The sequence below is a fragment of the Comamonas sp. B-9 genome (genome assembly GCF_000410635.1).
Classification (GTDB): Bacteria; Pseudomonadota; Gammaproteobacteria; order Burkholderiales; family Burkholderiaceae_C; genus Comamonas.
The window spans coordinates 1-286 of the sequence record NZ_APCR01000612.1 but is presented as its reverse complement, the minus strand read 5'-3'; the positions used below and the strand labels follow the sequence as shown (position 1 = coordinate 286).

The following is a 286-nucleotide window of genomic DNA, read 5'->3' as shown; positions in this document are numbered from 1 at the left end:
AGACGGCGGCCAGGCCAAAGGCCCAGGCGCCCAGCTCCACGCCGGCGCTTTCCCAATCGCCGCGCAGCAGCTGCGCGGGCCAGTGGTCGCCCACGGTCAGGGCATTCAGCACCGGCAGCAGCAGGCAGAGGGCAGCCAGCAGCGCCATCTGCTCGAGCCAGGCCTTGGCCGGGGCGCGCAGCAGGCCATGCAGCAACGCGGCCAACCACAGGCCAAAGAAGACACCCAGCTCCCACTGCGCGCGCTGCGGCAGCTCCAGCGGCAGCAGGGGGGTGGGCCCGGGGGA

Annotated in this window: 1 pseudogene; it reads right to left on the bottom strand. The window is 73.4% G+C overall.

The annotated features are described in order from the left end of the window. Window positions 1-286, bottom strand: a pseudogene (locus H928_RS32155) (PepSY domain-containing protein); the annotation flags it as partial.